General features: G+C 71.7%; 22 protein-coding genes and 1 other RNA gene. 20 read left to right on the forward strand and 3 right to left on the reverse strand.

Going from position 1 to position 25654, the window contains the following annotated elements:
• The first annotated feature begins 41 nt into the window (after positions 1-41).
• Together DJ021_RS12585 and DJ021_RS12590 are read left to right on the forward strand one after the other, a co-directional pair.
• Positions 42-935 (forward strand): alpha/beta fold hydrolase, encoded by an 894-nt coding sequence (locus DJ021_RS12585; protein ID WP_111457875.1) that lies wholly within the window; start codon positions 42-44, stop codon positions 933-935.
• Between the two features lie 38 nt (positions 936-973).
• On the forward strand, positions 974-1693 hold the full coding sequence (locus DJ021_RS12590) for an N-acetylmuramoyl-L-alanine amidase (protein ID WP_111459093.1): 720 nt from the start codon (positions 974-976) through the stop codon (positions 1691-1693).
• A 19-nt stretch (positions 1694-1712) separates the two neighbouring features.
• On the opposite strand, the gene DJ021_RS12595 is transcribed toward DJ021_RS12590, so the two are convergent.
• Positions 1713-3113: a sialate O-acetylesterase gene (locus DJ021_RS12595; protein ID WP_111457876.1), complete on the reverse strand. Its 1401-nt coding sequence runs from the start codon at positions 3111-3113 to the stop codon at positions 1713-1715.
• A gap of 95 nt (positions 3114-3208) precedes the next feature.
• The gene (locus tag DJ021_RS19280; protein WP_111457877.1) at positions 3209-5266 is read right to left on the reverse strand and encodes a type I secretion C-terminal target domain-containing protein; all 2058 of its coding nucleotides are present in this window, start codon (positions 5264-5266) and stop codon (positions 3209-3211) included.
• 149 nt (positions 5267-5415) lie between these two features.
• Here DJ021_RS19280 and rnpB point away from each other — a divergent pair.
• From rnpB to murB, 14 genes are all read left to right on the forward strand, one after another.
• An RNA gene (rnpB, locus tag DJ021_RS12605) (RNase P RNA component class A) lies at positions 5416-5807 on the forward strand.
• Between the two features lie 276 nt (positions 5808-6083).
• Entirely contained in the window at positions 6084-6551 is a 468-nt protein-coding gene (locus DJ021_RS12610; protein WP_111457878.1) for a division/cell wall cluster transcriptional repressor MraZ, read from the forward strand.
• Positions 6548-7483: a 16S rRNA (cytosine(1402)-N(4))-methyltransferase RsmH gene (rsmH, locus tag DJ021_RS12615; protein ID WP_111457879.1), complete on the forward strand. Its 936-nt coding sequence runs from the start codon at positions 6548-6550 to the stop codon at positions 7481-7483. The genes DJ021_RS12610 and rsmH overlap by 4 nt, the downstream gene beginning before the upstream one ends.
• The gene (gene ftsL, locus DJ021_RS12620) at positions 7480-7902 is read left to right on the forward strand and encodes a cell division protein FtsL (RefSeq protein ID WP_111457880.1); all 423 of its coding nucleotides are present in this window, start codon (positions 7480-7482) and stop codon (positions 7900-7902) included. The genes rsmH and ftsL overlap by 4 nt, the downstream gene beginning before the upstream one ends.
• A complete protein-coding gene (locus DJ021_RS12625; protein ID WP_111457881.1) occupies positions 7899-9653 on the forward strand; it encodes a peptidoglycan D,D-transpeptidase FtsI family protein in 1755 nt (584 codons plus the stop codon). The genes ftsL and DJ021_RS12625 overlap by 4 nt, the downstream gene beginning before the upstream one ends.
• Positions 9650-11104: a UDP-N-acetylmuramoyl-L-alanyl-D-glutamate--2,6-diaminopimelate ligase gene (locus DJ021_RS12630; protein WP_111457882.1), complete on the forward strand. Its 1455-nt coding sequence runs from the start codon at positions 9650-9652 to the stop codon at positions 11102-11104. Before DJ021_RS12625 ends, DJ021_RS12630 begins: the two co-directional genes overlap by 4 nt.
• Positions 11097-12494 (forward strand): UDP-N-acetylmuramoyl-tripeptide--D-alanyl-D-alanine ligase, encoded by a 1398-nt coding sequence (locus DJ021_RS12635; protein WP_111457883.1) that lies wholly within the window; start codon positions 11097-11099, stop codon positions 12492-12494. Before DJ021_RS12630 ends, DJ021_RS12635 begins: the two co-directional genes overlap by 8 nt.
• Positions 12494-13603: a phospho-N-acetylmuramoyl-pentapeptide-transferase gene (mraY, locus tag DJ021_RS12640; protein WP_111457884.1), complete on the forward strand. Its 1110-nt coding sequence runs from the start codon at positions 12494-12496 to the stop codon at positions 13601-13603. The genes DJ021_RS12635 and mraY overlap by 1 nt, the downstream gene beginning before the upstream one ends.
• Positions 13604-13622: 19 nt before the next feature.
• Positions 13623-15035: a UDP-N-acetylmuramoyl-L-alanine--D-glutamate ligase gene (gene murD, locus DJ021_RS12645; RefSeq protein WP_111457885.1), complete on the forward strand. Its 1413-nt coding sequence runs from the start codon at positions 13623-13625 to the stop codon at positions 15033-15035.
• Positions 15032-16207, forward strand: a complete 1176-nt coding sequence (ftsW, locus tag DJ021_RS12650; protein WP_111457886.1) for a putative lipid II flippase FtsW — start codon at positions 15032-15034, stop codon at positions 16205-16207. Before murD ends, ftsW begins: the two co-directional genes overlap by 4 nt.
• 11 nt (positions 16208-16218) lie before the next feature.
• Entirely contained in the window at positions 16219-17313 is a 1095-nt protein-coding gene (gene murG / locus DJ021_RS12655) for an undecaprenyldiphospho-muramoylpentapeptide beta-N-acetylglucosaminyltransferase (RefSeq protein WP_111457887.1), read from the forward strand.
• 106 nt (positions 17314-17419) lie between these two features.
• Positions 17420-17857 (forward strand): response regulator, encoded by a 438-nt coding sequence (locus tag DJ021_RS12660; protein WP_111457888.1) that lies wholly within the window; start codon positions 17420-17422, stop codon positions 17855-17857.
• Positions 17858-17918: 61 nt separating this feature from the next.
• Positions 17919-19340, forward strand: a complete 1422-nt coding sequence (gene murC, locus DJ021_RS12665; RefSeq protein WP_111457889.1) for a UDP-N-acetylmuramate--L-alanine ligase — start codon at positions 17919-17921, stop codon at positions 19338-19340.
• The gene (gene murB / locus DJ021_RS12670) at positions 19337-20242 is read left to right on the forward strand and encodes a UDP-N-acetylmuramate dehydrogenase (protein WP_111457890.1); all 906 of its coding nucleotides are present in this window, start codon (positions 19337-19339) and stop codon (positions 20240-20242) included. Before murC ends, murB begins: the two co-directional genes overlap by 4 nt.
• Here murB and DJ021_RS12675 read toward each other — a convergent pair.
• Positions 20239-20667, reverse strand: coding sequence for a PaaI family thioesterase (locus DJ021_RS12675; RefSeq protein ID WP_111457891.1), 429 nt, complete (start codon positions 20665-20667; stop codon positions 20239-20241). The two genes, murB and DJ021_RS12675, sit on opposite strands and share 4 nt — an antisense overlap.
• Positions 20668-20765: 98 nt before the next feature.
• Between DJ021_RS12675 and DJ021_RS12680 the strand changes: the two genes are divergently transcribed.
• The 4 genes from DJ021_RS12680 to ftsA all read left to right on the forward strand — a co-directional run bounded on the left by DJ021_RS12680 (position 20766) and on the right by ftsA (position 25317).
• Positions 20766-22142, forward strand: coding sequence for a M20/M25/M40 family metallo-hydrolase (locus DJ021_RS12680; protein WP_111457892.1), 1377 nt, complete (start codon positions 20766-20768; stop codon positions 22140-22142).
• Positions 22139-23116: a D-alanine--D-alanine ligase gene (locus tag DJ021_RS12685; protein WP_111457893.1), complete on the forward strand. Its 978-nt coding sequence runs from the start codon at positions 22139-22141 to the stop codon at positions 23114-23116. The genes DJ021_RS12680 and DJ021_RS12685 overlap by 4 nt, the downstream gene beginning before the upstream one ends.
• Positions 23117-23231: 115 nt before the next feature.
• Positions 23232-23966 carry a cell division protein FtsQ/DivIB gene (locus DJ021_RS12690; RefSeq protein ID WP_341538138.1) on the forward strand — a complete coding sequence of 245 codons (735 nt, stop codon included), beginning with the start codon at positions 23232-23234 and terminating at the stop codon, positions 23964-23966.
• Between the two features lie 13 nt (positions 23967-23979).
• Positions 23980-25317: a cell division protein FtsA gene (gene ftsA, locus DJ021_RS12695; protein ID WP_111457895.1), complete on the forward strand. Its 1338-nt coding sequence runs from the start codon at positions 23980-23982 to the stop codon at positions 25315-25317.
• Positions 25318-25654 lie beyond the last annotated feature (337 nt).

A 25654-nucleotide genomic window follows, 5' to 3' on the forward strand; every position in this document is an offset into this window, starting at 1 on the left:
GGGATCGGCAAGCTTGCTCCACATCGAACGGGAGCAAGCACATGCACAGGCGCGACATTCTGATTTCCGGCGGCGCCCTGGCGGCCGGGGCGGCGGTGGCGACCCGGCCGGCGGCGGCGGATCATCGGCCGGCGACCCTGCGGACCCGGGACGGCGTGCAGCTGTTCCACCGCGACTGGGGCGAGGGCCCGGCGGTGGTGTTCGCCGCCAGCTGGGCGCTGACCAGCGAGATGTGGGCCTATCAGGTGGCGCACCTCTCCGAGCGCGGATTCCGCTGCATCGCCTATGACCGGCGCGGGCACGGCCGCTCTGACGTCCCGGGGCGCGGCTACGACATGGACACCCTGGCCGACGATCTGGGCGCGGTCATCGAAGGGCTGGGCCTGCGCGACGTGGCGCTGGTGGGCCATTCCATGGGCGGCGCGGAGGTGATCCGCTACCTGGGCCGGCACGGCTCCGGACGCGTCCGCAAGGTGGCGCTGGTGGCGGCCGCCGCGCCCTACCTGCTGCAGACCCCCGACAATCCCTACGGCGCGCCGCAGGCCTATTTCGACGCCCGGCTGGCGGACTGGGCCCGGGACTTCCCGAAGTGGGTGGCGGACAATCGCGCGCCCTTCTTCACGCCCCAGACCTCGCCGGCGATGAGCGACTGGCTGGTCGATCAGCTGGTGAGCACGCCCGTGCCGGTGGCGATGGCCACCTTCCGCGCCATGCTGGCGCGGGACCTGCGGCCGGACCTCGCGCGCGTCGACCGGCCGACCCTGATCCTGCACGGCGACAAGGACGCCTCGGCCCCGCTGGAGATCACCGGCCGGCGGCTGGCGGCGGGCATCCCCGGCGCGCGGCTGAAGGTCTATCCGGGCGCGCCGCACGGCCTGTTCGTCACCCACATGGAGCAGGTGAACGCCGACCTGGAGGCCTTCCTGCGCGCCTGAGCCTCGCCTTGCGCCGCGCGCGCAAGTACATCTGCGCCATGGAGTTCATCGACGCCCCATCGCCCAACTTCGACGCCCGCAAGGTCCCGCCGGACATGCTGGTGCTGCACTACACCGGCATGCCGACCGGCGAGGAAGCCCTGGCGCGACTGCGCGAGCCGCAGGCCAAGGTCTCGTCCCACTACCTGGTGGAGGAGGACGGCCGCATCGTCCGCCTGGTGCCGGAGGAACGGCGCGCCTGGCACGCCGGCGTGTCCTCGTGGAAGGGCGAGCGCGACGTCAACGGCGCCTCCATCGGCATCGAGCTCGTCAATCCCGGCCACGAGTTCGGCTACCGCCCGTTCCCCGCGGCGCAGATCGCCGCGCTCGTCGAGCTGGTGGGCGACATCCGCGCCCGCTGGACCATCGACGACGGCAAGATCGTCGGCCACTCGGACGTGGCGCCCGAGCGCAAGGACGATCCCGGCGAGCTGTTCCCCTGGAAGCGGCTGGCCGAGGCCGGCCACGGCCTGTGGGCCGAGGTCCCCGTCGCGCCCGGATCGCCGCTGGCGGAAGGCGAGGAGGGGGCGGGGGTCTTCGCCCTGCAGGCCGGCTTCACCCGGCTGGGCTACGATAACGCGCCGTCCGGCAAGTTCGACGCCCACACCACCGCCGTGGTCCGCGCCTTCCAGCGCCACTGGCGCCCCGGGAAGGTCGACGGCGTCGCCGACGGCGAGACCCGCGCGCGGCTGATCGCACTGCTCAGGCTCGGCGGCTGATGCATCCGGCCGGCGTGCTTCAGGCCTGGAAGAGCCAGCCCTGCGGCAGCGCGGACAACTGCACGCCCACCAGCACCAGCTGGTCGCCATTGCCCATGTCGACCACGGTGTCGGCGCCGACCTGGCTGACGGTGTAGGCGAACCCGGCGTCGAGTTGCACCCGGTCGCCTTCCGCCTGGTTGAAGTCGGTTACGCGGTCGAGGCCCGCGCCGGCGAAGCTGTGGAAGATGTCCGCGCCGGCGCCGCCGGTTATGGTGTCGTTCCCGCGGTCGCCGGACAGCCAGTCGTTGCCGGCCCCTCCGGAGATGACGTCGTCGCCCTGGCCGCCGCGGATGATCTCGGCGCCTGACCCGCCGTTCAGCGTGTCGTTTCCGATGTTGCCGTAGAGGATGTTGCCGCTCGCATGGGCGGTGATCAGGTCGTTACCCTGGCCGCCCACCAGCCAGTCGTCACCGCCGGAGCCGCCGTCGATGGTGTCGTCGCCCTTGTTGCCGTTGATGTTGTCGAACGCGGCGCCGCCGTAGATCGAGTCATTGCCGTCCTGGCCCCACAGGTAGTTCGGGCCCGCTGCGCCGCCGCCCATGGTGTCGTCGCCCGAGCCGCCGTTCAGCGTGTCGCCGCCCTGGCCGGCGATCAGCGTCTGTCCGCCGCCGTGGGCGCCGCCGCTGGCGCCGCCGCCCGCAACGCCCGGATCGGCCGCGCGCCAGGCGTTGTAGAGCTGGAAGAAGTTGTCGCCGGCCGCGGTGTAGCCGCCCGCCGCGTAGTGCAGGTTGTCGCCCTGCAGGGGATAGCCGGCGGTGTCGAAGCTGGCGGCGTTGGGGTCGGCCTGATCGACGCGGACCTCGGCGGCGCGGACTTCGGCGGCGTGGGCCGGCGTCGCGCCAATCTGGAAGTAGCCGATCTTGCCGGTCGGGTCGGCCATCCACTGGGCGCGCACGGCCGAGAAGAAGGCGGTGAGGTTGTCGCCGTAGGCCTGCGCCGCCTGGGCGGTGTTGGCGTCCTCCTCGCCCTGGCCCCAGAACACAGCGGTCGGATGCGCCCCGCCCAGCGAAGCGCTGGCGTCGGAGATCAGGCTGGCGGTGCGGGCGAACAGCTCGTCCTGACTGTTGGGCGACCAGTCGTAGTGCCAGGCGGCGGGGTCCTGGTTCAGCGGCGTGCCGCCGTCGACCTCCTTGACGATGTGCAGCACCTCGTTGGGGAAGGCGGCGCGGAAATCGATGGCGAACTGGACCTCGGGTCCCCAGGTGTACGGCTGGCCGGAATAACCGGTGTTGGCCCCCGGCTGCATCTCCACCCAGGACTTGCTCTGGCTGTCCCAGATCTGGGTGAGCGGACTGGCGGCCCACGCCGCCGGCAGGGTGGAGGCGTCCATATAGAGGCCGCCCATGTTCGACTGGCCGGCAAAGACGACGAAGGCCATTGTAACTCCACCATACCGTGAATGCTGAGGCTATACACGCTAGGGGCCCCGCTTGTTCCACGGCCGCGCCCACAAAGTTGGCGGGCCCCGCCGTCCTAGCGGAACAGCCAGTCGCCGGCCCCGATCTGCGACGGAGCGACCCCGTCCAGGGTGGTGATCAAGGTCGGCCATTGCGAGTTCGCGCCGTTGCCGTCCGCATCGAAGTAGACCTGGGTCGAGCCCGATCCGTCTGCCCGGAACTCCAGACGATGGTCGGCCAGCGGATCGGAGCCCTGGTAGCCGGCCGCCTGGAACAGGGCGCGCAGGTCCAGCGTGTCCGTGCCCGGCGTGAAGTCGGTGACGTGGCCGGCGTTCCAGGGCAGCTGGGCGAAGACGAACCGATCAGCGCCCGCGCCGCCGGTCAGGCTGTCCGGGCCCTGTCCGGCGTTCAGGGTGTCGGCGCCGGCGCCGCCGGCGAGGTGGTCGCCATAGCTCGCCGAGGTGAGCACCTGTCCGGATTGGCCGCCGGTCCCGCCGGTCCCGCCTCCGCCTTCTGCGGGCGGGGAGGGGGCCGCGCCGCTCGAAAGCTGCGCCCAGGTGAGCCCGTTCGGGGCGACGTGATCGAGGTCGGTGATCCGGTACTGGACGGTGGCGCCCGACGCCCGGCCGTCGGTGTCGTAGAGCACCTCGGTTCCACCGTTGCCGTCGGCGACGAAGCTGACATAGCCGTCGGCCACCGGATCGGACCCCTGGTAGCCGCTGGCCGCCAGCAGGGCCGAGAGGTCGAGGTGGTCGACGCCCACGGCGAAGTCGCTGACATGGCCGGCGTTCCAGGGCAGCTGGGCGAAGACGAAGCTGTCGCCGCCCGCGCCGCCGGTCAGCAGGTCCGGGCCCTGGCCGGCGTTGAGGGTGTCGGCGCCCGCGCCGCCGGAAAGGGTGTCGGCGTACTGGTGCGACGTCAGCACCTGCCCCGGCGGGCCGCCGGTCCCGCCGCCGCCCGCAGGCGGGGAGGGGGCGGTGGACAGCTGCGCCCAGGTGAGCCCGCCGGGGGCGACGTGATCGAGGTCGGTGATCCGGTACTGGACGGTGGCGCCCGAGGCCCGGCCGTCGGTGTCGTAGAGCACCTCGGTTCCGCCGTTGCCGTCGGCGACGAAGCTGACATAGCCGTCCGCCACCGGGTCGGACCCCTGGTAGCCGCTGGCCGCCAGCAACGCGGAGAGGTCGAGGCGATCGGCGCCCACGGCGAAGTCGCTGACGTGGCCGGCGTTCCAGGGCAGTTGGGCGAAGACGAAGCTGTCTGCGCCCGCGCCGCCGGTCAGCAGGTCCGGGCCCTGGCCGGCGTTGAGGGTGTCGGCGCCCGCGCCGCCGGAAAGGGTGTCGGCGTACTGGTGCGAGGTCAGGGTCTGGCCGGAGGACGAGCCCGGCGGGGTGTCCGGGGGCAGGGCTCCCGCCTGGCGCCAGGCGTCGTAGAGCTGGAAGAAGTTGTCGCCGGCCGCGGTGTAGCCGCCTGCCGCGTAGTGCAGGTTGTCGCCCTGCAGGGGGTAGCCGGCGGTGTCGAAGCTGGCGGCGTTGGGGTCGGCCTGGTCGACGCGGACCTCGCCGGCGCGGACGTCGGCAGCGTGCGGCGTGGTGGTGTCGATCTGGAAGTAGCCGATCTTGCCGGTCGGGTCGGCCATCCACTGGGCGCGGACCGCGGTGAAGAAGGCTGACAGGTTGTCGCCGTAGGCCTGGGCGGCGGCGGCGGTGTTGCCGTCCTCCTCGCCCTGGCCCCAGAACACGGCGGTTGGATGCGCCCCGCCCAGCGAAGCGCTGGCGTCGGAAATCAGGCTGGCGGTGCGGGCGAACAGCTCGTCCTGACTGTTGGGCGACCAGTCGTAGTGCCAGGCGACGGTGTCCTGGTTCAGGGGCGTGCCGCCGTCGACCTCCTTGACGATGTGCAGCACCTCGTTGGGGAAGGCGGCGCGGAAGTCGATGGCGAACTGGACCTCGGGGCCCCAGGTGTTCGGCTGGCCGGCGTAGCCGGTGTTGACCCCCGGCTGCATCTCCACCCAGGACTTGCTCTGGCTGTCCCAGATCTGGGTGAGCGGACTGGGGCTCCACGCCGCCGGCAGGGTGGAGACGTCCATATAGAGGCCGCCCATGTTCGACTGGCCGGCGAAGACGACAAAGGCCATGCGCCCCCCTGGTGAAGCTGTGTGCTGCCGAGGCTAGACACTTCAAGGGCCCCGCTTGTTCCCGTCGCGGCGGGTTTTCTTTGCAGAGCTTGGACAATCGGGCCGATGTCCTTGACCCGGCGGCCCCGACCGATCACCTTCCGCGCGGACCAGACGGCCGGGCGGTCGCGGGCCTCGCAAGAGGCTCGAGGAAAGTCCGGGCTCCACGACGACATGGCGGCGGGTAACGCCCGCCGGGGGCGACCCCAGGGATAGCGCCACAGAAAGCAAACCACCTCCCTCCGGGGAGGTAAGGGTGAAAGGGTGCGGTAAGAGCGCACCGCGTCGGTGGCAACATCGGCGGCATGGCAAGCCCCGCCAGGAGCAAGACCGAATAGGGACCCCGCGCCCTTCGCAAGAAGGGTAGGGCCGTCGCCGGCCTGAGGGCGTCCGGGTAGGTCGCGAGAACCGTCCCGCGAGGGACGGTCCAGAGGAATGGCCGCCGCGTCCGGGTCTTCGGATCCGGGCGGCACAGAACCCGGCTTACAGGCCGTCTGGTCCGTTCATTCCCGCCCCGACATCGGCCCGAAGCTCGGGCGTCCATCCACCATACTTAACCTGTTCCGTGTATGTTCTGTGGACAGTCTAGCTGCGTTAACCATAAGCATCCGCGACATCTTTGTTTTGGCGTCAAATAGTCAGCCAGAGTCATTGTCTCCCATTTCGTCCCATGTTAACCCAATGATCACTCGCTGATGAATCGGAGCGCCCGGGGGCGGGCGTTCGTGAAGCGGGTTTCGGGGCGGCCGGATCGGCCGCGATTTGGGGCTGGGGCGAGATGTTTCTCTCGACGTTCGAGAAACAGCTGGACGCCAAACGGCGCATCGTCGTGCCGCAGGAATTCCGCGCCCTGGTCTCCGGCCCGTTCGACGGCGTCTTCTGCTTTCCCTCCATCGAGGCCGACTGCGTCGAAGGCGGCGGCAAGGCGCTGTTCGACCGCTACACCGGCGTGATCGAGGAGCTGGAGTTCGGCGACCCGCTGCGATCGGCCCTGGAGACCTCGGTGCTGGGCGGCATGGCGAAGCTGTCGTTCGACACCGCCGGCCGCATCACCCTGCCGGAAGCGCTGTGCGAGACCTTCGGCCTCACCGACTGGGTGGTGGTCGTCGGCCTCGGCGACCGGTTCCAGATCTGGAACCGCGAAGCCTTCCAGACCCACCGCGCCGCCCAGCGCGACCTGGCCCGCGAAGGCCTCGCCCAGCTGCGCGCCCAACAGCGCGCCGCCCGCCTGGGGACCAGCGGATGAGCGCCGCCCCCCATGTGCCGGTGCTGATCAACGAAGTGGTCGAGCATCTCCAGCCCGGGCCCGGCAAGACAGTGGTCGATGGCACTTTCGGGGCCGGCGGCTATGCGCGCGCCTTCCTGGACGCCGGCGCCAGCGTGGTGGCCTTCGACCGCGACCCCTCGGCGCGGCGGTTCGCCGACGGCCTGCCCGCCGACCGCTTCCGGCTGGTGGAAAGCCGGTTCTCCGAGATGGATGAGCTCCTCGGCGCGGGGACGACGGACGGCGTGGCGCTCGACCTCGGGGTCTCCTCGATGCAGCTGGACGAGCCCGACCGCGGCTTCTCCTTCATGCGCGACGGGCCGCTGGACATGCGCATGGGCGCCGACGGCCCGACCGCCGCCGACCTGGTCAACACCGCCGAGCCGGCCGAGCTGGCCCGCATCCTCTACGTCTACGGCGAGGAGCGGCAGAGCCGCCGGGTGGCCGGCGCCATCGCGCGGCGCCGCGCCGAGCAGCCGTTCAGCCGCACCCTGGAGCTCGCCGAGTTCATCGAGAAGGCGCTGGGCGGCCGTCGCGGCGCCAAGGTGCATCCGGCCACGCGCTCCTTCCAGGCGCTGCGGATCGCCGTGAACGAGGAACTTTCCGAGCTCGAGGCCGGCCTCGCAGCCGCCGAGCGCACGTTGAAGACCGGAGGGCGGCTCTGCGTCGTCACGTTCCATTCGCTGGAAGACAGAATCGTGAAGACCTTCCTCTCGGAGCGAGCGGGTAGAACGCCGGCGGGATCGCGCCATGCGCCGCCGGTCGAGGCCCTCGCGGCGCCGAGCTTTCAGCTGCTGTTCAACGGCGCCCAGGGCCCGTCGGACGCGGAGGTGGCGGCCAACCCCCGCGCCCGTTCGGCGAAGCTTCGGGCTGCGGTTCGCACCGCCGCGCCCGTCTGGAGGGAAGCGGCATGAGCCTGCTGTCACGGAGGGTCCGCGGTTTCCGCCTCGTCGACCTGATGGCGCTGGGCTTCCTGGTCGCGCTGATCCTGGGCGTCTACCTGGCAAAGACCATCGCCGGGCGCGAGCGGTCGGAGATCGCCCGGGTGGAGAGCCAGATCGGCGCCGAGAAGGCGCGCATCCGCCTGCTGCAGGCTGAGGTCTCGCACCTGGAGCAGCCGGCGCGGATCGAACACCTGTCGGAGACCTACCTGGGCTTGGCGCCGGTGTCCCTCAAGCGCGAGGCGAGCCCTGACGCCCTGCCGGAACTGGCCCGCCAGGCCGCGCCCGCGGCCCATGCGGCGGCGGCCGTCGCGGCGGCGCAGATCGACCCGACCGCTGCGCCCGCCGCCCCGACGCCGGCCGCGCCGCCTGTCGCAGAGCCCGTGCGATGAGCCTGAGCCTCGACACCTTCGGCGCCTCGCCGGTCTCCCGCTGGCTGGCCGGTCGTGTCTGGCGGCTGGAGCACGCCTTCGAGCGCGCGCGGGCGTCCGGCCGGGCCGAGGACGACACCCGCATCCGCATCTTCTTCGTGCTGGCGCTGTTCGCCGCGGGCTTCATCACCCTGGCGGTGGGAGCGACGCACGCGGCGCTGTTCTCCGACGCCGGCAAGGGCGACGGCTATGCGACGCCGGCCGGCGCGGCGCGGGCCGACATCGTCGACCGCAACGGCCAGATGCTGGCCGCCGACCTGCTGCACTACGGCCTCTACATCGATCCGCGCGAGATCTGGGACGCCGGGGAGACCCGCCGGGCGCTGGCGGCGGCGCTGCCGGACGTCACCCCGGACCGGCTGGAGCGGGCGCTGCGCTCGGGCCGCCGCACCTTCCTGGTCGGCGGGCTGACACCCGAGGCCCGGGGGCGGGTGAACGACCTCGGCCTGCCGGGCGTCAGCTTCGAGCCGGAGCAGCGGCGGGTCTACCCGCTGGGCTACACCGCCGCGCACCTGATCGGCTTCGCCGACTCCGGCGGCGAGGGGCTGGCCGGCGCCGAAGCGGCGCTGAACACCGACATCCGCAGCGGCGCCGCCGGACACGGCGCGGTGCCGCTGTCCATCGACCTGCGGGTGCAGGCGGCGCTGGAGGACGAGCTCTACAAGGCCGTGGCGCAGTTCAATCCCCGGGGCGCGGTCGGCGTGGTGGTCAACGTCCACACCGGCGAGATCCTGGGCATGGCCAACTATCCGACCTTCGATCCCAACCAGCCGGGCAAGGCCAGCCTCGACGCGCGCCTGAATCGCGCCGCCGGCGCCCTCTACGAGATGGGCTCGACCTTCAAGGGCTTCACGGTGGCGGCCGGCCTGGACGCCGGGGTGGCGACGCCGACCTCGACCTTCGACGCCCGCCAGCCGTTCCAGCTCGGCTACCGGACGATCCACGACTACCACGCGACCCACAAGATCCTGACCCTGGTGGAGGTGTTCCAGCACTCCTCCAACATCGGCACCGCCCGGCTGGCGGAGTCGATCGGCGTCGAGCGGCTCAGCCACTACTTCAAGGCGTTCGGCCTGACCGAGCCGGCCAAGGTCGAGCTGGTGGAGAGCGCGCGGCCGCTGACGCCGAAGGTGTGGGACGAGGACGCGGTGGCCTCGACCTCGTTCGGCCACGGCATGAACGTCAGCCCGCTGACGCTTGCACGCGCCTACACGGGCCTCTTGAATGGCGGCAAGCTGCTGCCGCTGACGATCCGCAAGCTGCCGCCCGGCGCGACGGTGGACGGTCCGCGCATCGTCTCGGAGCGCACCACGGAGACCCTGCTGCAGATCATGCGCGCCAACGTCACCGGGGGCTCGGGCAAGACGGCCAACGTTCCGGGCCTCAACGTCGGCGGCAAGACCGGGACCGGCGACAAGTACGATCCCGTGGCCCGGGGCTACAGCCACACCAAGCAGGTGTCGTCGTTCGCTGCGGTGTTCCCGACCGACGGGCCGGTGAGCGCGCCGCGCTACTTCGTGCTGATCCTCATGGACGAGCCGCACCCGGACAAGACCGGCGCCGACCCCACCGGCGGCATCGTCGCCGCCCCCGCCGCCGGCCATGTGATCGAGCGCATCGCGCCGTTCCTGAACGTCCGGCGCCGGGTCGACACCATGCCGTTCGCCGAGATCCCCGCCGATCCGGCGGCCGATACGGGGGAAGAGCATTGAGCGCGCGCCTCTCCACCCTGGTGAAGCGCGACCTGGGCGTCGATCCGGAGATCGTCGGGGTCACCGCCGACAGCCGCAAGGTGCGCCCGGGCTTCCTGTTCGCCGCCCTGCCGGGCTCCAAGGTGGACGGCGCCGAGTTCGCCGCCCGCGCGGCCGAGGCGGGGGCTGCGGCGGTGATCGCCTCGCGCGACATGGACCTTGCCGTCCCGACCATCGCCACGCCGGACCCGCGGCGCGCCTACGCCCTGGCGGCGGCCGCGTTCTGGGGCCGGCAGCCTGACGTCTGCGTGGCGGTGACGGGCACCAACGGCAAGACCTCGGTGGCCGGCTTCTGCCGCCAGATCTTCGCCCAGGCCGGCCGCAAGGCCGCCAGCATGGGCACGCTCGGGGTGCGGATCTCCGCGCCGGGCGTCGCCGACGAGCAGGTGACGCCGCCGGGCCTGACCACGCCGGACGCCGCCGACGTCGCCGAGCTGCTCGCCAAGGTGGCGCAGCGCGGCGTGACCCATTTCGCCATGGAGGCCTCCTCGCACGGGGTCGACCAGCGCAGGCTCGACGGCGTGAAGCTGGTCGCGGCCGGGTTCCTCAACCTGACCCAGGACCACCTGGACTATCACGGCACCATGGGCGCGTACCGCGCCGCCAAGCTGCGGCTGTTCGAGACCCTGCTGCCGCGCGGCGGCACGGCGGTGTTGAACGCCGACTCCGAGGCCTATCCCGCCTTCGCGGCGGCGGCGGTGGAGGCCGGCCACACGGTGATGAGCGTCGGCGAGGCGGGGCAGGGCCTGCGGCTCGCGGCGCGGGTGCTGACGCCGGAGGGCCAACGGCTGACCATTGAGGCCGACGGCCGCAGCTACGACGTGCGGCTGCCGCTGGCCGGCGGCTTCCAGGCCTCCAACGCCCTGGTGGCGGCGGGCCTGTGCCTGGCGGCGGGGCTCAGCCTCGACGCGGTGCTGGCCGGACTGGAGGCGCTGGAGGGCGCGCCCGGCCGGCTGCAGCGGGTCGGGACCGGCGCGCGCGGCGGCGAAGCCTATGTGGACTACGCCCATACGCCGGACGGGCTGGAGACGGTGCTCAAGGCGCTGCGGCCGCACGTGCGCGGCCGGCTGATCGTGGTGTTCGGGGCCGGCGGCGACCGCGACCGCGGCAAGCGGCCGCTGATGGGCCGGATCGCCGCGGAGCTGGCCGACGTCGCCATCGTCACCGACGACAATCCCCGCAGCGAGACGCCGGCCGCGATCCGCGCCGAGGTGATGGCCGGGGCCAAGGGCGCCAGCGAGATCGGCGACCGCCGCGAGGCGATCCGCGCCGCCGTGGCGATGCTGGCCGACGGCGACCTGCTGGTGGTGGCCGGCAAGGGCCACGAGCAGGGCCAGATCGTCGGCGACGTGGTGCATCCCTTCGACGACGTCACCGAGACCGCCCGGGCGCTGGAGCAGGCCCATGGCTGAGCCGCTCTGGACCTCGGCGGAGATCGCGGCGGCGACCGGCGGCAAGCTGGCCGGCCAACCGTTCGAAGCCACCGGCGTCTCCATCGACACCCGCTCGATCGAGCCCGGCGACCTGTTCGTGGCGCTGGGCGGCGTCCGCGACGGCCACGAGTTCGTCGAACAGGCGATGGTCCAGGGCGCTGCTGGGGCGTTGGCCTCGCGCACCGTGTTCGGCTCGGCGGTGATGGTCGGCGACACCCTGAAGGCGCTGGAGCAGCTGGGCGGAGCCGCCCGCGAGCGCGCGCCGCAGGCCCGCCGCGGCGCGATCACCGGCTCGGTCGGCAAGACCAGCGTCACCCAGGCGGTGATGGCCGGGCTGCGGCTGGCCGGCCGGGCGCACTCGTCGGTGAAGTCCTACAACAACCACATCGGCGTGCCGCTGACGCTGGCCAGGATGCCTCGCGACACCGAGCGGGCGGTGTTCGAGATCGGCATGAACCACGCCGACGAGATCCGGCCGCTGGTCCGCATGGTGCGGCCGCACGCGGTGGCGGTCACCACGGTCGGCCCGGTGCATACCGAGAACTTCGCCGACGGCGAGGCGGGCGTGGCGCGGGCCAAGGCGGAGATCTTCGCCGGCCTCGAGCCCGGCGGGATCGCCGTGCTCAACGCCGACAACGCCTGGTTCGACCTGCTGAAGGCCGAGGCGGAGAAAGCGGGCGCGACGGTGCGCACCTTCGGGACCGCCGAGGGCTGCGACGCGCGGCTGATCGACTTCCAGGCCGCCGCCGGCCACGCCGTGATCCAGGCGCGCCTGCACGGCAAGGCGATGGACTTCCCGATCCTGCAGACCGGCGTCCACTGGGGGCTGAACAGCATGGCCGTGCTGCTGATGCTGGAGGCCCTCGACGTCGACCTGAACGACAGCCTGGCGGCGCTGGGCTCGTTCGAGCCGCTGCAGGGCCGCGGCGCGGAGAAGCAGGTGCGGCTGGCCGGCGGGGCCTTCACCCTCATCGACGAGAGCTACAACGCCAACCCGATCTCCATGGCCTCGGCGATCGCCACGCTTGGCGCGCGCGCGAGCGCCGGGCGGCGGATCGTCGCGCTGACCGACATGCTGGAACTCGGCGACCGGGCCCGCGACTTCCACGCCGCCCTCGCGGAACCGCTGGAGAGCGCCGGGATCGACCTGGTCTTCTGCGCCGGGCCGCTGATGAAATCCCTCTGGGACGCCCTTCCTCCGACTCGGCGCGGCGGGTACGCCGAGAGTGCGGCGGAACTTGCGCCGCAGGTGGTCCGGGCCGCAGAGCCCGGCGACCTGGTGATGGTGAAGGGCTCCAACGGATCGAAGGCCAGCGCCGTAGCCGCCGCGCTCGCCGCGCTCGATTCCGTGGGCCGGGAGACGGGCTGATGTTCTACTGGCTCTACGAGCAGCTGGCGGCCGGCGGACACGTCCCGGTCCTCAACATCGTGCGCTACATCACCTTCCGCGCGGGCATGGCGCTGTTCACCTCGCAGCTGGTCGTCGTGCTGATGGGCTCGCGCTTCATCCGCTGGATGCAGGCCAAGCAGGGCAAGGGCCAGCCGATCCGCAAGGAAGGCATCGAGCGCCACGTCATCGAGAAGGCCGGCACGCCGACCATGGGCGGGGTGATGATCCTCGCCGGCCTGCTGATCGGCACCCTGTTGTGGGCGGACCTGTCCAACGTCTACGTCTGGGCGGTGGTGCTGGTGACCGCCGGCTACGGCGTGCTGGGCTTCCTCGACGACTACGCCAAGGTCACCAAGCAATCGACCGAGGGGGTCTCCGGGCGCGTGCGGCTGCTGCTGGAAGCGGCGATCGCCATGTGCGCCGTCGGCATGATCATCGTCTTCGCGGCCAAGCCGCCGGAGGCGCCGGACCTGCTGACCTCGGTGGCCTTCCCGGTGTTCAAGCAGGCGCTGGTCAACCTGCACCTCTTCTACCTGCTGTTCGGCGCCTTCATCATCGTCGGCGCGGCCAATGCGGTGAACTTCACCGACGGGCTGGACGGCCTGGCCACTGTGCCGGTGATGATCGCCTCGGCGGCGTTCGGCCTGATCGCCTACCTGGTCGGCAACTACGTGTTCGCCAACTACCTGCAGCTGCACTTCGTCCCCGGCGTCGGCGAGATCGCGGTGTTCTGCGGGGCGATGATCGGCGCCGGGCTCGGCTTCCTCTGGTACAACGCCCCCCCGGCCAAGATCTTCATGGGCGACACCGGCTCGCTGGCCTTGGGTGGCGGCGTCGGCGCGGTGGCCGTCGCCACGCGGCACGAGATCGTGCTGGGCATCATCGGCGGGCTGTTCGTCGCCGAGACCCTGTCGGTGATGATCCAGGTCGGCTGGTTCAAGATGACCGGTCGGCGGGTGTTCCTGATGGCCCCGATCCACCACCATTTCGAGAAGCTCGGCTGGTCGGAATCCACCGTGGTGATCCGCTTCTGGATCGTCGCGATGATGCTCGCCCTGCTGGGCCTCGCCACCCTCAAGCTGCGGTAGGGGAGGGCAAGCGCACGCCATGATCCCGGTCCGCGGCTTTGAAGGCAGGACGGTCGCCGTCTTCGGCCTGGCCCGCACGGGGCTGGCGGCGGCGCGTGCGCTGATGGCCGGCGGCGCCCAGGTGGCGCTGTGGGACGAGAAGCCGGCGTCGCGGGCCGCGGCCCAGGCTGCGGGCTTCACCCTGACCGACCTCTCCAAGGCCGAGTGGACCGACTTCGCCGCCCTGATGCTGTCGCCCGGCGTTCCGCTGACCCACCCCGCGCCGCACTGGACCGTGGAGCGGGCGCGCGAGGCCGGGGTGGAGATCCTCGGCGACATCGAGCTGTTCGCCCGCACCGTGAACGCCGCCCCCGAGCACAAGCGGCCGAAGATCGTCGCCGTCACCGGCACCAACGGCAAATCGACCACCACCGCCCTGATCGGCCACATCTGCGCCCAGGCCGGCCGCGACACCCGAATCGGCGGCAACATCGGGGTCGGCGTCCTGGGCCTCGAAGACATGCACGGCGGGGCGGTCTACGTGCTGGAGCTGAGTTCCTACCAGCTCGACCTGACCTCCAGCCTGAAGCCCGACGTGGCGATCCTGCTCAACGTCTCGCCCGACCACCTGGACCGGCACGGGGGGATGGAAGGCTATGTGGCCGCCAAGCGCCGGATCCTCGCCAACCAGGGCAAGGGCGACACCGCGGTGATCGGCGTCGACGATCCCTGGGGCCAGCGGATCTGCACGGAGATCACCGCCGCCAACCGCCGGACCATCGTGCCGATCTCGGCGTCCAAGGCCATGGGCCGCGGCGTCTACGCCCTCGACGGCCTGCTGTACGACGCCACCGGCGAACGGGCCGTGGAGATCGCCGACCTGAAGCGCGCCCGCTCGCTGCCGGGCCGGCACAACTGGCAGAACGCGGCCGCCGCCTACGCCACCGCCATTGGCCTCGGCATTCCGCCGGAAGAGGCCGCCGAGCACCTGATGAGCTTCCCGGGCCTGGCGCACCGGATGGAGACGGTGGCCCAGATCGGCCGCGTCCGCTTCGTCAACGACAGCAAGGCCACCAACGCCGACGCCGCCCGCCAGGCGATGTCGAGCTATCCGAAGTTCCACTGGATCGTCGGCGGCCAGCCGAAGACCGGCGGCATCGACGCCCTGGCCGACCTCTTCCCGCGGGTCGAGAAGGCCTACCTGATCGGCGAGGCGGCGCCGGCCTTCGCCCAGACCCTGAAGGGCCGGGCGCCGGCCGCCGAGTGCGGGACCATGGACGCCGCCGTCGCCCAGGCGTTCGCCGACGCCCAGGCTTCGGGCCAGGAGGCGATCATCCTGCTGTCGCCGGCCTGCGCGTCCTTCGACCAGTTCGCCGATTTCGAGGACCGCGGCGAGGCGTTCCGCGCCGCCGTGCAGGGGCTGATGACGCCGGCCGTCAAAGGCGTGGCATGACCACGGCGAACCAGGCGCACGCCTTCGCCCGTTCGGACCGCTCGGCGCTCGGCGTCTGGTGGTGGACGGTGGACCGCTGGATGCTGGGCGTCGTCGCCCTGCTGATGGCGATCGGGGTGGCGCTGTCGTTCGCCTCCAGCCCGGCCGCCGCCGCGCGGATGAACATCGGCGACCCGTTCCACTTCGCCGTGCGCCAGTGCGTGTTCGGCGCCGGCGCGGCGGTGATCCTGCTGAGCGTCTCGATGCTGGAGGTCCGCGGCATCAAGCGGGCCGCCTTCTTCATCTGGCTGGTGGCGATCGGGATCATGATCGCCCTGCCGTTCTTCGGGCACAACGCCAAGGGCGCCACCCGCTGGCTGGAGGTCGGCGGCTTCACCCTGCAGCCGTCGGAGTTCATGAAGCCGGCGCTGATCATCCTGGTCGCCTGGATGTTCTCCGAGGGCCAGAAGGGGCAGGGGGTGCCCGGCGTCTCCATCGCCTTCGCCCTCTATTTCGTCTCCATCGGCCTGTTGCTGATCCAGCCGGACATCGGCCAGACGGTGCTGATCACCATCGCCTTCGGGGCCGCCTTCTGGATGGCGGGGGTGCCGCTGTCCTGGGTGATGTTGCTGGGCGGGGTGGCGATCGCCGGCCTGTCCTCGACCTATTTCCTGTTCCCGCACGTGGCCAGCCGGGTGGACCGGTTCATCAGCCCCGACAACGCCGACACCCACCAGGTGGACCGCGCCGCCGAGGCCATCGCCGCCGGCAAGCTGTTCGGCCGCGGACCGGGCGAGGGGGTGATGAAGCGCCACGTCCCCGACCTGCACACCGACTTCATCTATTCGGTGGCGGCGGAGGAGTACGGGCTGATCTTCTCCCTGCTGCTGATCTCGCTGTTCGCCTTCGTGGTGATCCGCGGACTCTATCGGGCCATGAAGCTGTCGGACCCCTTCGAGCAGGTCGCCGCGGCCGGGCTGTTCGTCCTGGTCGGCCAGCAGGCCTTCATCAACGTGGCGGTGAACCTCAACATGATCCCGACCAAGGGCATGACCCTGCCGTTCATCTCCTACGGCGGCTCCTCGATGCTGGCGATGGGCCTGACGCTGGGCATGGCGCTGGCGCTCACCCGCCGCCGGCCGGGCGCCTATACGCCGACGGAAGGCCTCGCCAAGGCCGGCGCGTTCGCCTAGAGGCCTGACGCATGCGTAAAGTCGCCGTCGTCGCCGCCGGAGGCACTGGTGGGCACCTGTTCCCCGCCCAGGCCCTGGCCGAAGCCCTGATCGCGCGCGGCTGGCGCATCGTGCTCGCCTCGGATGAGCGGGTGGCCGGCCTGGCCCAGGACTTCCCCGCCGAGCACCGGATCGGCCTCTCCGCGGCCACCTACAAGCCCGGCGATCCCATCGGCATGCTGCGGGCGGGCCTGGCGGTGTTCCGCGGCGCGAGCCAGGCGCGGGCCGCCTATCGCCAGATCGGGCCCAACGTGGTGGTGGGCTTCGGCGGCTATCCGTCCGCCCCGGCGCTGGTGGGCGCGATCCTCGACCGGCGTCCGACGGTGATCCACGAGCAGAACGCGGTGATGGGCCGCGCCAACCGCATGCTGGCCAGCCACGTGCAGACCGTCGCCTGCGCCTTCCCGACCCTGCAGAAGGCGCCGCCGAAGGTCGCCGGCCGGGCGATCGTGGTCGGCAACCCGGTGCGCCCGCCGATCCGGGCGCTGGCCGACCTGCCGTACACGCCCCCGGAGCCGGACGGGCCGATCCGCCTGCTGGTCACCGGCGGCAGCCAGGGCGCGCGCCTGCTCTCCGAACTGGTGCCGGAGGCGATCCGCACCCTGCCCGAGGGCCTGCGCCAGCGCCTCATCGTGCAGCAGCAGACCCGCGCGGAGTCGATGAACAACGCCCGCCGCGTCTACCGCGACGCGCTGGTGGACGCCGAGATCGCGCCGTTCTTCCGCGACATCGCCGGCCGGCTGGCCGCCGCCCACCTGGTGATCGGCCGGGCCGGGGCCGGCACGGTCTGCGAGTTCGCCGTGGCCGGGAAGCCGTCGATCCTGGTGCCGCTGGCCATCGCCATCGACGACGACCAGGGCCAGAACGCCAAGCTGCTGGCCGACGCCGGCGGCGCGGAGATCGCCCGCGAGCACCAGCTCACCGTCGACAGCCTGTCGGGCGCGCTGGAGAAGCTGCTGAGCAATCCGGCCAGGCTCGCCCGCATGGCCGCCGCGGCGCGGTCGGTCGCCATCCCCGACGCCGCCGAGCGCCTCGCCGACGTGGTCGAGCGGACCGCACGGGCCTGATCGGCTGAGAGCCAGGCGTTAACGCCGGATTAGCCATACTTTTCAGCCTGATATTATCCTTTACGGCGCAACCTTTCCGATAGGGTGTTCGGGATGGTTTCGCGTCATGAGTGACCAGGGCTGGCGACCGTTTGCCGGATCGAGTCTCACGATCCTGCATACGGACGATGATCCGATGAACCTGCGGGTCGTGCGGGAGATCCTCACGGCTTTCGGCCACACCAGCCGCCAGGCGCTGAGCGGCCGCGAGGCCCTCGACCACCTGGGTCGCGAGGCCTTCGACGTGGTGCTGATGGACATCCACATGCCGGCCATGTCCGGGATCGAGGTGGTCCGCCGGCTGCGCGCCTCGGTGGGTCCGGAGCGGCTGGTCCCGGTGATCGCGCTCACCGCCGACGTCCTGTCGCGCACCAGGGCGGAATACCTGGCGCTGGGGTTCAACGACTTCGTCTCCAAGCCCATCCTGGTCTCGCGGCTGATTCAGAGCATCGCGCGCGCCGCGTCGACGCCCGTCAGGCCGATCGGCAGGACTGCGACCGGCTGACGCCCGCCTTGTCGCAGACGGGGCCCTTTTTCTGCGCCGGCTTTCCGCCTATTCCCAAGCCATGACCCGACGCCCCGTGCCCTTCGACATCGGCCCCGTGCATTTCATCGGCATCGGCGGCATCGGCATGAGCGCCATCGCCGAGATCATGCTGCGCATCGGCTATGCGGTGCAGGGCTCCGACGCCAAGGCCAGCGCCAACATCGAGCGGCTGGAGAAGCTGGGCGCGAAGATCTTCATCGGCCACGACGCCGCGCACGTGGATGGCGCCTCGGCGGTCGTCTACTCGACCGCCGTGAAGGCCGACAATCCGGAGATGGCGGCCGGCCGCGAACGGCGGCTGCCGCTGGTCCGTCGCGCCGAGATGCTGGCCGAGCTGATGCGGCTGCAGTTCTCGGTGGCGGTGGGCGGCACCCACGGCAAGACCACCACCACCTCGATGGTGGCGACGCTGCTGGACGCCGGGGGCCTGGATCCGACCGTGGTCAACGGCGGCATCATCAACGCCTACGGCACCAACGCCAAGGTCGGGGCCGGCGACTGGATCGTCGTCGAGGCCGACGAGAGCGACGGCACCTTCCTGAAGCTCAAGTCGACGGTGGCCATCGTCACCAACATCGACCCGGAGCACCTGGACCACTACGGCGACTTCGACGCGGTGAAGAAGGCGTTCCGCGACTTCGTGGAGAACATCCCCTTCTACGGCTTCGCCGCGGTCTGCACCGACCATCCGGAGGTCCAGGCGATGGCGGCGCGGGTCGAGAACCGGCGGGTGGTGACCTATGGCGTCAACCCGCAGGCCGAGGTGCGGGCCGAGAAGATCACCATGGGCCCGGAGGGCGCCTGCTTCGACGTGGCGATCCGGCCGCACGACGCCGAGCCGCTGCGCTACGAGGACCTGCGCCTGCCGATGGCCGGCCACCACAACGTCATGAACGCGCTCGCCGCCATCGCCGTGGCCCGCGAGCTGGGCGTGACGGCCGATGACATCCGCAAGGGCCTGGCCGCGTTCGGAGGCGTGCGGCGGCGCTTCACGACCACGGGCGTCGCCAATGGCGTGCGCGTGATCGACGACTACGGCCACCACCCGGTGGAGATCGCCGCGGTGCTGACGGCCGCCCGCGCGGTGAGCGAGGGCCGGGTGATCGCGGTCGTCCAGCCGCACCGCTATTCGCGCCTGCACGACCTGTTCGACGAGTTCTGCCAGTGCTTCAACGACGCCGACGTGGTGATCGTGGCCGACGTCTACGCCGCCGGCGAGGCGCCGCTGGAGGGCGTCAACCGCGACACCCTGGCGGAGGGCCTGCGCCGCCACGGCCACCGTCGGGTGCTGCCGCTGGACGGCCCGCAGGCGCTGGCCGGCCTGGTCGCCGAGGAGACGCGCGCCGGCGACGTCGTGGTGATGCTGGGGGCCGGCGACATCACCACCTGGTCCTACGCCCTGCCGGGCGAGCTGCAGGCCCTGGAGCAGGCGGCGGAATGAGCTGGCGCGATCGACTGCCGGCGGTCCGCGGCCGGATCCTGCAGGACGAGCCGCTGGGCCCCTTCACCTGGTTCCGGGTCGGCGGCCCCGCCGAGGTGATCTTCCTGCCGCAGGACGAGGACGACCTGGCCGCCTTCCTCCAGGGGGTCGATGCGGCCGTCCCGGTGACGGTGCTCGGCGTCGGCTCCAACACCCTGGTGCGGGACGGCGGCGTCGAGGGCGTGGTGATCCGCCTGGGCAAGGCCTTCGCCACGGTCGAGCCGCGCGGCGAGGCGCGGATCTTCTCCGGCGCGGCGGTGCTCGACGCCACGCTGGCGCGGGAGGCCGGCAAGGCGGGGATCGCCGGGCTGGAGTTCTATCGCGGCGTGCCGGGGTCGATCGGTGGGGCGCTGGTGATGAACGCCGGCTGCTACGGGTCGGAGACCAAGGACGTCCTGGTGGAGGCCTATGCGGTGACGCGAGCCGGGGCGCGGCTGACGCTGTCCAACGCCGAGCTGGAGTACAGCTACCGCAAGTCGGCGCGGGCGGCGGCCGAGCCGCTGATCTTCACCGGCGCCCTGTTCCAGGGCCGGCCCGACGATCCCGCCGCCATCGAGGCGCGGATGGCCGAGATCACCGCGCGGCGCGAGACCACCCAGCCGATCCGCGAGAAGACCGGCGGCTCGACGTTCAAGAACCCGCCCGGCCACTCGTCGTGGAAGCTGGTGGATGAGGCCGGCTGGCGCGGCAGGCCGTACGGCGGGGCGATGTTCTCGCCGCTGCACGCCAACTTCCTGATCAACACCGGGGAGGCGACCGCGGCCGACCTTGAGGGCCTGGGCGAGGCGGTCCGCGCGGACGTGAAGGCCAAGTTCGGCGTCGACCTCGACTGGGAGATCAAGCGGGTCGGCAAGCCGCGCTAGCTGGGCCCGCCCAGTGCTTTGGCGGCCGGGATCAGCCGCACGCTGGAGGTGGCGCGGGCGATCAGGTCGCCGGCGGGGTCCAGCAGCCGGGCCTCCACGAAGCCGATGCTCTTGCCGAGCCGCACGACCTGGCCCTCGCCGAACAAGGGGCCGGGGCTGGCTGGGGCCATGAAGCTGACGTTGAAGTCGATGGAGGCGGTGTAGAGCGCGCCCTCGGTGTGGATGAAGACCGCGGGGCCCATGGTGTCGTCGAGCATGGCCGCCAGCAGCCCGCCCTGGATGTAGCCCGCGGGGTTCAGGAATTCCGGCCGGCCCTCGAAGCCGATGCGGACCCAGCCGTCGGCGGGCCGGGCGTCGAGCAGCCGCCAGCCGAGCAACTCGGCGCAGGGCGGGCGCGGCAGATGGTCGAGCGCGGTGGCGGGCATGGCGGGTCTCCTGACCCTGCGTCTTAGCGTCGCCCTGCTGACAGCGCGGTGGCAGTAGCCGGCTTGACTAGAATCCCCCGGCGGCGCACCGGCGTAGGATGCGCATCCTGACCCTGCTGGCCGCCACGGCCCTGCTGCTTCCCGCCGTCCCCGCTGCAGCCCAGTCGCTCACCGCCAACGCCGCGGCGCTCCGCGACAAGGCGTTGGCCGATCCCACCGCCTGGAACGTCGTCGAGAGCCTGACCACGGAGGTCGGCCCGCGGCCGATCGGCTCGCCGGCCATGACCAGGGCCCGCGACTGGGGGGTGGCGACGCTCACCGCGCTGGGCTTCGAGAACGTCCACGTGGAGCCGTTCACGACGGCGGCCTGGGCGCGGGGCGAGGAGTCCGCCGAGGTGGTCGGACCTTGGCCGCAGAAGCTGCACATCCTGGGCCTCGGCCGCTCCGCCCCGACCCCGAAGGGCGGGCTGACCGCCGAGATCGTCCTGTTCCGTTCCTACCAGGAGATGCTCGACCAGCCGGCGGGCGCGCTGAAGGGCAGGATCGCGGTCGTCACCCAGAAGATGATGCGGGCGCAGGACGGCGCCGGCTACGGCGCGATCAACGCCATGCGCACCCAGGGGCCGGTGGAGGCCGCCAAGCGCGGCGCGGTCGGCTACCTGATCCGCTCGCTCTCCACCGACGACACGCGGCTGCCGCACGCCGGCGCCGCCCAGCCCGGCGGCATCCCCGCCGCGGCGCTTTCCACCGTCGACGCCGAGCTGCTGGAGCACATGGTGGCGCGCGGCCGGCCGGTGACCGTGAAGCTGCAGATGGCCTCGACCTTCAACCCGAAGGCGGAGGCCTGGAACGTGGTCGGCGAGATCCGCGGGTCCGAGCGGCCGGACGAGGTGATCGTGCTCGGCGGGCACCTGGATTCCTGGGATCCCGGCACCGGCGCCATCGACGACGCGGCCGGCGTCGCCATCGCCACCGCCTCGGCCCGGCTCGCCGCCAGCCTGCCGCAGCGCCCGCGGCGGACGATCCGCGTGGTCATGTGGGGCTCGGAGGAACAGACCGGTTCCGGCGAGGCCTACGCCGCGGCCCACAAGGACGAGGTCGGCAAGATGGTGGTGGTCGGCGAGAGCGACCTGGGCGCCGGGCCGATCTGGAGCCTGAGCCTGCCCAAGGGCAGCGCCGACCATCCGGCCATGCGGGCGTTCCGCGCCTCGCTCGCGCCCCTGAAGGTGATCGTCGCCGGCGCCCCGCGGTTCGGCGGCTCCGACGTCGAGGACCTGATCAAGGCCGGGGCGCCGTTCGTGGACTTCAACCAGGACGCCAGCCGCTACTTCGACCTGCACCACTCGGCCGACGACACCCTGGACAAGATCAAGCCGGAGGAGCTGGCCCAGAACGTCGCGGTCTGGACGAGCTTCCTCTACACCGTCGCCAACAGCGACATTGATTTCCGCGCCCTCGCCAAGGAGGCGAAGTGACCAAGCCGCTTTCCGGCCACCACGTGGCCGTCCTGCTGGGCGGGCTCTCTTCCGAACGCGAGGTGAGCCTGGTCTCCGGCCGCGAATGCGCCGACGCCCTGGAACGCCTGGGCGCCCGGGTCTCCCGCGTCGACGCGGGCCGCGACCTCGCCCAGGTGCTCAGCCAGCTGCAGCCCGACGTCTGCTTCAACGCCCTGCACGGCGAGTGGGGCGAGGACGGCTGCGTGCAGGGCGTGCTGGAGACGCTGAACCTGCGCTACACCCACTCCGGCGTGCTGGCCTCGGCGCTGGCGATGGACAAGGCCAAGTCCAAGGCGGTGCTCGCCGCGGCCGGGGTGACGGTGCCGGGCGGCGGCCTGTTCAACCGCTTCGAGGCGGCCCGCGACCACGTCATGGCGCCGCCCTATGTGGTGAAGCCGAACGCGGAGGGGTCGTCGGTCGGGGTCTTCCTGGTGTTCGAGGGCGCCAACAGCCCGCCGCAGGACATCGTCGCCCCCGCCTGGACCTTCGGCGAGGAGGTGATGATCGAGCCTTACATCCGCGGCAAGGAGCTCGCCTGCGGGGTGATGGACGGCAAGGGGATGACGGTCACCGAGATCATCCCGCGCACAGGTTTCTACGATTACGAAGCGAAGTACGGCGAGGGCGGTTCGACGCACGTCGTGCCGGCCGATCTGCCGCCGCATGTGTTTGAAAACGCGCTGCGAATGAGCGAACTGGCGCACGCGGCGCTGGGTTGCCGCGGCGTTACCCGATCCGACCTCCGTTATGACGACATTAACGACATTCTGGTCCTTCTAGAGGTCAACACCCAACCCGGCATGACGCCCACCTCGCTCATCCCCGAGCAGGCGGCCAAGCAGGGCGTGGATTTCGACCGTCTGGTGCAGTGGATCACGGAGGACGCTTATGCCCGCGGCGTTGCGGGGGGGACCGCGAGTTCCGGCGAGCCCTCGGGGCAAGGCGCCCCCTAGTCCGACACGTCAACGCGCTGCGCCGCCCCGGCCCGGCGCGCCTGCGGGCGGCCGTCCGCCGGCGCCGCACGGCCCCGGCCTTTCGCCCAAGAACGCCCTGATCGTCGCCGCCGGCGTGCTGGTGCTGGCGCTGATCGTCGGCCTCGGAACCGGCCACCGCGGCGAGCGCCTCGTGCAGGCCGCGGGCTCCAGCATCGACGGCCGGTTCGGCCAGGCCGGATTCCGGCTGCGGGCCGTGCACGTGGAGGGGGCCTCGCCCATGGCCACGGCCGACATCGTCCGCGCCGCCGCCGTCTACAAGGACCAGCCGCTGCTCGGCCTCGACCTGGAGGCGCTGCGCAAGCGCGTGGAGCAGGTGGGCTGGGTCAAGGAGGCCCGCGTCGTGCGCCTGTTGCCCGACACCCTGGTGGTGGCGGTGGTGGAGCGCCGGCAGCTCGCCGTCTGGCAGCACGCCGGCCACAGCGTGGTGATCGACGAGCACGGCCAGGTGATCCCCGAGGCCGATCCCGGCCGCTTCCCGACGCTGCCGCTGATCGTGGGCGAGGGCGGGGCGGTGGCCGCGCCGGCCATCCTGCCGATCCTGGCGCAACGGCCGCGGCTGATGGAGCGGATGGACGCCATCGTCCGCGTCGACGACCGCCGCTGGGACCTGCGGATGAAGGACGGCTCGCTGATCCAGCTGCCCGCGGTCGGCGAGGAAGAAGCCCTGATGCAGCTTGAGCAGCTCGACCAGCGCTCGCGCATCCTGGAGCTAGGTTTTGAGCGCATCGACCTGCGCAATCCCGATGTGGTGGCCGTGCGGCCCCGCCAGAGCGGCCCTCCCGGCCAGCTGGTGGCCGCCGGCGCCTGAGAAAGCAAAGAACATGCTGAAGACTGCGATCCGCGAAGCGGAAAAGAAGGACGGACGGGACGGGCTGAAGGCGGCGCTGTCGCGCCCGCCCGTGGTGGCGGCCGTGGACCTGGGCGCCTCGAAGGTGACCTGCTTCATCATGAAGCCGGAGGGCGTCCGCAAGGGCGACCGCACCCTGACCACCGCCGGCGTCGGCTACGTGCAATCGCGCGGTGTCCGCGGCGGCGCCATCGTCAACCTCGACGAGGCCTCCGAAGCCATCGCCCAGGCCGTGGAGCGGGCGGAGAACGTCGCCGGCGTCAACGTCCAGGGCGTCACCGTCGCCACCGCCGGCGGCCAGCTGACCTCCAACCGCGTGGCCGGCCGGGTCTCCATCGGCGCGCGGCCGATCGCCGACAACGACCTGGTGCGCGCCATCCACCACGCGCTCTCGCAGATCAAGCTGCCGGGCCGGCGGGCCGCCCACATCCTGCCGATCGCCTGGTCGGTCGACGGCCAGACCGGGGTGCGCGACCCGCGCGCCATGTTCGGCCGGACCCTGGGCGTGGAGTTGCTGGTGGTCTCGGTGTCCGAGGCCGTGTTCCAGACGCTGGGCGCCTGCGTCGAGCGCGCCCACCTGCAGTTCGACGGCGTGGTCGCCGCCCCCTTCGTCTCCGCGCTCGCCGCGCTGGAGGAGGACGAGATGGACCTCGGCGCCGTCTGCATCGACATGGGCGGCGGCTCGACCTCGGCGGCGGTGTTCACCGCCGGCTCGCTGGTCCACGTGGAGACCATTCCGGTCGGCGGGTCGCATGTGACGCAGGACATCGCGCGTGGGCTCTCCACCTCGGTGGCCGGCGCCGAGCGCATCAAGACCCTGCACGGCTCGGCCATCGCCTCGGCCAACGAGGACCGCGAGATGATCGAGGCGCCGCCGCGCGGCGACGATCCGGGCGCCGGTCCGGTGATCGCGCCCCGCAGCCTGCTCAAGGGTATCATCGCGCCGCGCGTCGAGGAGACGCTGGAGCTGTTGCGCGACCGGCTGAAGGCCTCGGGCGCGCCGGTGGAGCCGGGCGCGGGCCTGGTGCTGACCGGCGGCGCGAGCCAGCTGGCAGGCGTGCGCGAAGTGGCCGTGCGGGTGTTCGACCGGCCGGTTCGCCTGGGCCGCCCGCGTCGCGTGCCGCACCTGGCCGACGCCGCCTCGGGCCCGGCCTTCACCGCCGCGGCCGGCATCCTGCACCGCGCCGCCTTCGGGCCCCGCGAGGCGGTCTCCGCCAAGGCGCTGGCCTCCGCCAAGCTGCGCCGCGAGCCGCTGGACCCGCGCGCAAACCCGGTCGCCAAGGCCGCCGCCTGGCTGCGGGAGAACCTCTAGGCGAGCTCGTCATGGCCCGCTTCATGCGGGCCATCCATCCCAAAGCCGGTCTTCAGCTGTTGAGGCGAGCGCCTTGGGTTGGGTCGCCCGCATGAAGCGGGCGATGACGACTATCGTTGCACGATGAGGCCGCTTACCGCCGGTTGCGCGGCTCTTTACGGCCTAGCTTTCCGGTGCGAGACGTCTGGTCGCACCCGCGTTGCGATTCGCGAGATCCCTTGTGGAACAAGCGTTTTTTTCGCGCCCGCGCCGGTCGACGCCCTTCCGACTCACGCTATGCGATTAACCCTCGATTAAGGGTGTTGGCCGTCTAGTTACCGCATTCTTAAGACGAGCG

It is taken from the genome of Phenylobacterium hankyongense, assembly GCF_003254505.1.
Lineage (GTDB): Bacteria > Pseudomonadota > Alphaproteobacteria > Caulobacterales > Caulobacteraceae > Phenylobacterium > Phenylobacterium hankyongense.